Here is a 7867-nt window from a genome sequence, read left to right as displayed (position 1 = left end):
GCCCCCGGGCGGTCCGCCTCGGCGCCGTCCGCCCGCGGCTGCGGCTGGTCGGAGTCGTGCTGACGCTGGTGATGTCGGTGTTCGTGGTGCGGCTGCTCCAGGTGCAGGCGGTCGACGCGTCCGCGTACGCCGCCAAGGCGGCCGTCAACCGCTGGGTCACCCACGAGGTCACCGCCGACCGCGGCACCATCACCGACCGCTCCGGCGTGGACCTGGCGACCACCGTGGACGCCTACGACATCACCGCGGACCCGTACCTGTTCACGCCCGCGCAGGCGAAGGTGAACGACGCGCCGCAGCAGGCCGCGCAACTGCTCGCGCCGATCGTCGGCGGCGACGCCACGAAGATCGCCCAGCAGCTCGCCACCCCGAACTCCCGCTACCAGATCATCGCCCAGCAGCAGTCCCCGCAGGCGTGGAACCAGATCCAGGACCTGAAGTCCACCCTCGCCGCCAAGGGCCCGAACGCCAACGTGCTCGCCGGGATCTTCCACGTACCGCACTCCAAGCGGGTCTACCCGGCCGGCGACCTGGCCGCGGGCGTCGTCGGCTTCGTCAACAGCCAGGGGCAGGGCGCGGGCGGCCTGGAGTCCATGCTCGACAAGGAACTCGCCGGGAAGAACGGCAAGATCCGCTACGCGCAGTCCGACGGCCGCCAGGTGCCCACCGCCGGCAGCCAGGAGCAGCCCGCCGTGCCCGGCACCGACGTGCAGCTCACCCTCGACCGCGACATCCAGTGGGCCGCCCAGAGCGCCATCACCAAGCAGGTGCAGAAGTCCAAGGCGGACCGCGGCTACGTCATCGTGCAGGACCCCCGCACCGGCCAGGTGCTCGCGATGGCCGACGCCCCCGGCTTCAACCCCAACGACCTGACGCACGCCGACCCCGCGTCGCTCGGCAACGCGGCGATGCAGGACGCCTACGAGCCCGGCAGCGTCAGCAAGCTGATGTCGATGTCCGCGATCATCGACACCGGCGCGGCCACCCCCACCACCCGCGTCACCGTGCCCGGCACCCTGCCGCGCGCCGACCGGATCTTCCACGACGACGTCGACCACGGCACCTGGTACCTCACCCTCAACGGGGTGCTCGCCAAGTCCAGCAACATCGGCACCATCGAGGCCAGCGGCCAGCTCGGCAAGACCCAGCCGCAGGCCAACCAGGTGCTCTACGACTACCTGCGGAAGTTCGGCATCGGCCAGCCCACCGGCATCGGCTTCCCCGGTGAGACCCCCGGCATCCTCGCCAAGCCCCAGAAGTGGAACGCCTCGCAGCAGTACACCATCCCGTTCGGCCAGGGCCTGTCGGTCAACGCCCTCCAGGCCACCTCGGTCTACTCCACGATCGCCAACGGCGGGGTACGGGTCGAGCCCAGCCTGATCCGCGGCACCACCGGCCCCGACGGCCGGTTCGTGCCCGCCGCCGCCCCGAAGAGGACCCGGGTGGTGTCCGCGCAGACCGCCAGGACCGTCTCGCAGATGCTGGAGTCGGTGGTCGGCAGCGAGCAGGGCACCGGCATCAACGCCCGGATCGACGGCTACCGGGTCGCCGGCAAGACCGGTACGGCCAACCGGGTGGACCCGCTGACCGGCCGCTACAAGGGCTACACCTCCTCCTTCCTCGGCTTCGCACCGGCCGACAAACCGCGCGTGACGATCTCCTGCGTGATCCAGAACCCCACGAAGGGCAGCTACTTCGGCGGCGACATCTGCGGCCCGGTCTTCAAGCAGGTCATGCAGTTCGCGCTCAAGTCCCTGGGCGTGCCGCCGTCCGGCGCCCCCGCCCCGAAGCTGCCGGTCACCTGGAACCCGTCCGACCCGGCCACCAACGACAAGAAAGTCGGGTGATCACCATCGGCCGCCGATCCACCCCGCCCGCGCCTCCCGCGCCCGGCGGCACCACCAGGCACGACAGCGGTCGTTTTGGCCCGGACCCCGGCTCGCCGGGTAACCTCGCCGCCGTGCCCACAGCTGATCAACCCACCCTCAGACAGCCGGGTGCACCGCGCCCGGCGCACGTGCGCCCCACACCGCTGGCCGACCTCGCCCGCCGCCTCGGCCCCTCCGCGGCCGCGCCAGCGGACGACGGCCCGCAGGTCACCGGCATCACCCACGACTCCCGCGCGGTCCGCCCCGGCGACCTGTACGCGGCCCTGCCCGGCGCCCACGTGCACGGCGCCGACTTCGCCGCGCAGGCCGCCCAGGCCGGCGCGGTGGCCGTACTGACCGATCCCGACGGCACCGAACGCGCGGCAGCGACCGGGCTGCCGGTGCTCACCGCGGCCGACCCGCGCGCCGAGATGGGCGAGCTCGCCGCCGTCGTCTACGGCCGCCCCGGCGAGGGCATGCTGCGGATCGGCATCACCGGGACCTCCGGCAAGACCACCACCTCCTACCTCGCCGAGGGGGGCCTGCGGGCCGGCCACGCGGCCGGCCGCACCGGTCTGATCGGCACCGTCGAGACCCGGATCGGCGACGAGCGGATCAAGAGCGAGCGCACCACCCCCGAGGCCACCGACCTCCAGGCGCTCTTCGCGGTGATGCGCGAACGCGGCGTGGACGCGGCGGTCATGGAGGTCTCCAGCCACGCCCTGATCCTCGGCCGGGTCGACGGCACCGTCTTCGACGTCGCGGTCTTCACCAACCTCAGCCCGGAGCACATGGAGTTCCACTCCGGCATGGAGGACTACTTCCAGGCCAAGGCGCGGCTGTTCACCCCGCAGCGCAGCCGCCTGGGCGTGGTCAACCTCGACGACGAGTACGGCCGCCGGCTCGTCGCGGAGGCCGGCGTGCCGCTGGTGACGTTCTCCGCGCAGGGCAGCCTCGACGCCGACTGGCGGGCCGAGGACGTCCGGGCCGGCCTGATGGACAGCCGCTTCACCGCGATCGGCCCCAAGGGCGAGCGGGTGCAGGCGGTGGCGCCGCTGCCCGGCCCGTTCAACGTCGCCAACACCCTCGCCGCGCTGGCCGCCCTGGCCGCCGCCGGCCTCGACCCGCAGACCGCCGCCGACGGCATCGCCGCCGTCCCCGGCGTCCCGGGCCGGCTGGAGCGGGTCGACGCCGGACAGCCCTACCTCGCGGTCGTGGACTACGCCCACAAGACCGACGCCGTCGAGTCGGTGCTGCGCGCGCTGCGCACCACCACCGACGGCCGTATCCACGCCGTGCTCGGCTGCGGCGGCGACCGGGACGCCACCAAGCGCGCTCCCATGGGCGCGGCCGTCGCCCGGCTCGCCGACACCGCCGTGCTCACGTCCGACAACCCCCGCTCGGAGGACCCGCTGCAGATCCTCAGCGCGATGCTCGCCGGCGCGGCGCAAGTGCCGGCCGCACAGCGCGGACACGTCATCGTCGAACCCGACCGGGCCGCCGCGGTGGCCGCCGCCGTCGCGCTCGCGCGGCCCGGCGACATCGTGCTGGTGGCCGGCAAGGGACATGAGCAGGGCCAGGACATCGCCGGAGAGGTGCGCCCCTTCGACGACCGAGAGGTGCTGCGCGCCGCGATCGATAAGGACCGACAAGAACAGTGATCCCTCTCACCCTCGCCGAGGTCGCACGTGCGGTCGGCGGGAGCACGCACGACATACCGGACAGTGCGGTACGCGTCACGGGTCCGGTGGTCAAGGACTCCCGCGAGGTGGTCCCCGGCGCCCTGTTCGTCGCGTTCGCCGGAGAGCGCTCGGACGGCCACGACTTCGCCGCCGGGGCGGTCGCCGACGGGGCGGTGGCGGTGCTCGCGTCCCGGCCGGTCGGCGTGCCCGCCATCGTGGTGGACGACGTCCAGGCCGCGCTCGGCGCGCTCGCCCGGCACGTCATCGAGCAGTTGGGCGCGACCGTGGTGGCGCTCACCGGCTCGGCCGGCAAGACCAGCACCAAGGACCTGCTCGCGCAGCTCCTGGAGCGCCTGGCACCGACGGTGTGGACACCCGGCTCCTTCAACAACGAGATCGGGCTGCCGCTGACCGCGCTCAGCGCCGACGAGGGCACCCGGCACCTGGTGCTGGAGATGGGTGCCCGCGGCATCGGCCACATCGCCTACCTGACCGGGCTCACCCCGCCCCGGATCGGCCTGGTGCTCAACGTGGGCAGCGCGCACATCGGCGAGTTCGGCGGCCGCGAGCAGATCGCGCAGGCCAAGGGCGAACTCGTGGAGGCGCTGCCGGCCGAGGCCGAGGGCGGCATCGCCGTGCTCAACGCCGACGATCCGCTGGTGAGTGCCATGCGCACCCGAACCAAGGCGAAAGTGGTGACCTTCGGCGAAGCCCCCGAAGCGGACGTACGCGCCGAGAACGTGACGCTGGGCGCCGACGGCCGCCCCCACTTCACGCTGCGCACACCCTCCGGGTGCGCCGAAGTGACCTTGCGCCTGTACGGTGAGCATCACGTGTCGAACGCGCTCGCCGCGGCCGCCGTCGCCCGTGAACTCGGCATGCCTGTCGAGGAGATCGCCACCGCGCTCTCCGCGGCCGGCACGCTCTCGCGCTGGCGGATGGAGGTCACCGAGCTGCCCGACGGCGTGACGGTCATCAATGACGCCTACAACGCGAACCCGGAATCCATGAGGGCAGCCCTGCGGACACTCGCGGCGATGGGCAGCTCCGCACAGGCTCGGGGGGGCCGTACGTGGGCGGTGCTGGGCAAGATGGCCGAACTCGGTGAGCAGTCGCTCGCGGAGCACGACGCGGTGGGGCGGCTGGCCGTCCGACTCAACGTCAGCAAGCTCGTGGCCGTCGGCGGCACGGAAGCCGCATGGCTGCAAATGGGCGCCTACAACGAGGGTTCGTGGGGTGAGGAGTCGGTGCACGTGTCCGACGCGGAGGCGGCGGTCGACCTGGTGCGCGCAGGGGCGCGGCCGGGAGATGTCGTGCTGGTCAAGGCATCGAGGTCGGTCGGACTTGAGTCCGTCGCCCTCGCGCTGATCGAGGCCGGCGGCGGCGCCGACGGCCCGGGAGCGGCCCGCGAGGGTGCCACCCGATGAAGCAGATCCTCGTCTCCGGCGTCCTGGGACTGTTCCTGTCGCTGTTCGGCACCCCCCTGCTGATCCGCCTGCTGGCCCGCAAGGGCTACGGGCAGATGATCCGGGACGACGGCCCGAAGACCCACCACAGCAAGCGCGGCACGCCCACCATGGGCGGTATCGCGTTCATCCTGGCCACGGTGATCGCGTATGTGGTCACCAAGCTGGCCACCGGTGACAAGCCCACCGTCTCCGGTGTGCTGGTGCTGTTCCTGACCGTCGGCATGGGCCTGGTCGGCTTCCTCGACGACTACATCAAGATCGTCAAGCAGCGCAGCCTGGGCCTGCGGGCCAAGGCGAAGATGGCCGGCCAGCTCATCGTCGGCATCGGCTTCGCGGTGCTCGCGCTGAACTTCCACGACTCGCGCGGCCAGACCCCGGCGTCCACGAAGCTCTCCTTCACCTCGGACTTCGGCTGGTCGATCGGCCCGGTCATCTTCGTGATCTGGGCGCTGTTCATGATCCTGGCGATGTCCAACGGCGTGAACCTCACCGACGGCCTCGACGGCCTGGCCACCGGCGCGTCCGTGATGGTCTTCGCCGCCTACACCGTCATCGGCGTGTGGCAGCACGGCGAGTGGTGCGGCGCCCCGGTCAGCGCCAACGGTGCCTGCTACGAGGTGCGCGACCCGCTCGACCTGGCCGTGGTGGCCGCCGCGCTGATGGGCGCCTGCTTCGGCTTCCTGTGGTGGAACACCTCGCCGGCGAAGATCTTCATGGGCGACACCGGCTCGCTCGCCCTCGGCGGGGCGCTGGCCGGTCTGGCGATCTGCTCGCGCACCGAGTTGCTGATGGCCATCCTGGGCGGCCTGTTCGTCCTGATCACCATGTCCGTGGTCATCCAGGTCGGCTCCTTCCGCCTCACCGGCAAGCGGGTCTTCCGCATGGCGCCACTCCAGCACCACTTCGAACTCAAGGGCTGGAGCGAGGTCCTGATCGTGGTCCGGTTCTGGATCATCCAGGGCATGTGCATGGCGGTCGGCCTCGGCCTGTTCTACGCGGCCTGGGTGGCGGCGTCGTGACGGGCACTCAGCCCGGTGCCGGCGGCCCGGCCGGGTCCGGGCAGAGCCCGGCCCGGTCCGAGGACGGCCCGGCCCGGTTCGACGACCCGGCCGACTTCAAGGACGCCCGGGTCACCGTTGCCGGGCTCGGCGTCTCCGGGGTGCCCGCGGCGAAGGCGCTGCACCACCTCGGCGCCCGCGTCACCGTGGTCAACGGCCCGGCCGGCGACAAGCAGCACGCCGAAGCGGCCGAACTGGAGGCGCTCGGCATCGCCGTACGCCTCGGCGACGCCGACACCCTCCCCGACGGCACCGAACTGGTCGTCACCAGCCCCGGCTGGAAGCCGTCCAGCCCGCTGTTCGCGGCGGCCGGGGCCGCGGGCGTGCAGGTGTGGGGCGACGTCGAACTCGCCTGGCGGCTGCGCGGACCCGGCGCGGCACCGTGGCTGGCCATCACCGGCACCAACGGCAAGACCACCGCCACCCGCATGCTCGCCGCGATCCTCACCGCGGCGGGCCTGCGCACCGCGGCCGTCGGCAACATCGGCGTCTCGCTCTTCGACGTCATCCTCGGCGACCAGGAGGGCGGTCCTTACGACGTCCTCGCCGTCGAACTGTCCAGCTACCAGCTCCACTGGGCGCCGAGCATCCGCCCGCACTCCGCGGCCGTGCTCAACCTCGCGCCCGACCACCTCGACTGGCACGGCTCGATGGCCGCGTACGCCGCGGACAAGGGCCGGATCTACACGGGCAACCAGGTCGCCTGCGTGTACAACGCGGCCGACCCGGAGACCGAGCGGCTGGTCCGCGAGGCCGACGTCGAGGAGGGCTGCCGGGCGATCGGCTTCACCCTCCAGGCGCCCACGCCCTCGCAGTTCGGCGTGGTCGACGGCATCCTGGTGGACCGCGCGTTCGTCGAGGACCGGCAGCACCAGGCGCAGGAACTCGCCGAGGTCGCGGACGTCCGCCCGCCCGCGCCGCACAACATCGCCAACGCGCTGGCCGCAGCCGCGCTCGCCCGGGCCTACGGGGTCCGGCCGGACGCCGTCCGCGAAGGGCTGCGGGCCTTCCGGCCGGACGCCCACCGCATCGCCGAGGTCGCCGTCGTCGACGGCGTCACCTACGTCGACGACTCCAAGGCCACCAACACGCACGCCGCCGAGGCGTCGCTGACGTCGTACCCGTCGGTGGTGTGGCTGGCGGGGGGCCTCGCCAAGGGCGCGGAGTTCGACGAGCTGGCCGCGGCGGCCGCGTCCCGGCTGCGGGCGGCGGTCCTGTTCGGCGCCGACCGGGCGGTGATCCGCGAAGCGCTCGCGCGACACGCCCCGCAGGTACCCGTGGTGGAGCTGGAACGGACCGACACTGGGGCGATGTCCGCCGCCGTCGGCACGGCCCGCGACCTCGCCCAGCCGGGCGACACGGTCCTGCTCGCCCCGGCCTGCGCGTCGATGGACATGTTCACCAACTACAACCAGCGCGGTGACGTGTTCGCCGAGGCGGTACGCGCCCTCGCCGCCCGTGGCGGCGGCCCGGAGGAGGCCGGCCCGGCCGACCACGGCCGCTGACCCGCGGTCCCGGCTCGGGACGGCGGCCGGCCGTACCCGCGCACCGAGGAGGGGACGCATGCCGCGAGACCGCTTCACCGCCCACGGCGGCGAGGACCGTCCGCCCCCGTCCGGCCGCCGCCCGGCCGACGGCGCGTCCCCGCGTACCCCCGGCCCGGACCGGCTCCCGCCGGCCGGGCGCAGCGGCGGCGGCGCGCCGAAGGGCACGCCCGGCACCCGTGGGCGACTACCACACCAACTACAACTACCAGGCGCCGTTCTACGCCGCCCTGACGACCAATCACA

The 7867-nt window shown here is 73.0% G+C and carries 5 protein-coding genes; all 5 read left to right on the top strand.

All coding sequences use genetic code 11. The features are described from left to right. Positions 1 to 1847 (top strand): penicillin-binding protein 2 (locus AB0399_RS39965; RefSeq protein ID WP_366414630.1); only part of this gene is annotated, 1847 nt, incomplete at its 5' end. Next, positions 1844 to 3529 (top strand): UDP-N-acetylmuramoyl-L-alanyl-D-glutamate--2,6-diaminopimelate ligase, encoded by a 1686-nt coding sequence (locus tag AB0399_RS39960; protein ID WP_329370429.1) that lies wholly within the window; start codon positions 1844 to 1846, stop codon positions 3527 to 3529. The genes AB0399_RS39965 and AB0399_RS39960, both read left to right, overlap by 4 nt. After that, the gene (murF, locus tag AB0399_RS39955; RefSeq protein ID WP_329370431.1) at positions 3526 to 4977 is read left to right on the top strand and encodes a UDP-N-acetylmuramoyl-tripeptide--D-alanyl-D-alanine ligase; all 1452 of its coding nucleotides are present in this window, start codon (positions 3526 to 3528) and stop codon (positions 4975 to 4977) included. The genes AB0399_RS39960 and murF overlap by 4 nt, the downstream gene beginning before the upstream one ends. Then, positions 4974 to 6038 carry a phospho-N-acetylmuramoyl-pentapeptide-transferase gene (gene mraY / locus AB0399_RS39950; RefSeq protein WP_328462969.1) on the top strand — a complete coding sequence of 355 codons (1065 nt, stop codon included), beginning with the start codon at positions 4974 to 4976 and terminating at the stop codon, positions 6036 to 6038. The genes murF and mraY overlap by 4 nt, the downstream gene beginning before the upstream one ends. 140 nt (positions 6039 to 6178) lie before the next feature. Further along, positions 6179 to 7582 (top strand): UDP-N-acetylmuramoyl-L-alanine--D-glutamate ligase, encoded by a 1404-nt coding sequence (gene murD / locus AB0399_RS39945; RefSeq protein ID WP_329374379.1) that lies wholly within the window; start codon positions 6179 to 6181, stop codon positions 7580 to 7582. Positions 7583 to 7867 lie beyond the last annotated feature (285 nt).

Source organism: Streptomyces sp. NPDC088194 (assembly GCF_040702025.1).
Classification (GTDB): Bacteria; Actinomycetota; Actinomycetes; order Streptomycetales; family Streptomycetaceae; genus Actinacidiphila.
Note: the sequence above shows the minus strand (reverse complement) of the source record. Positions and strands in the feature narration are given on the sequence as shown.

What these genes read in the sequence shown, in the direction of transcription:
- mraY (WP_328462969.1), top strand. Translation starts at nt 4,974, where the DNA reads ATGAAGCAGATCCTCGTCTCCGGCGTCCTGGGACTGTTCCTGTCGCTG.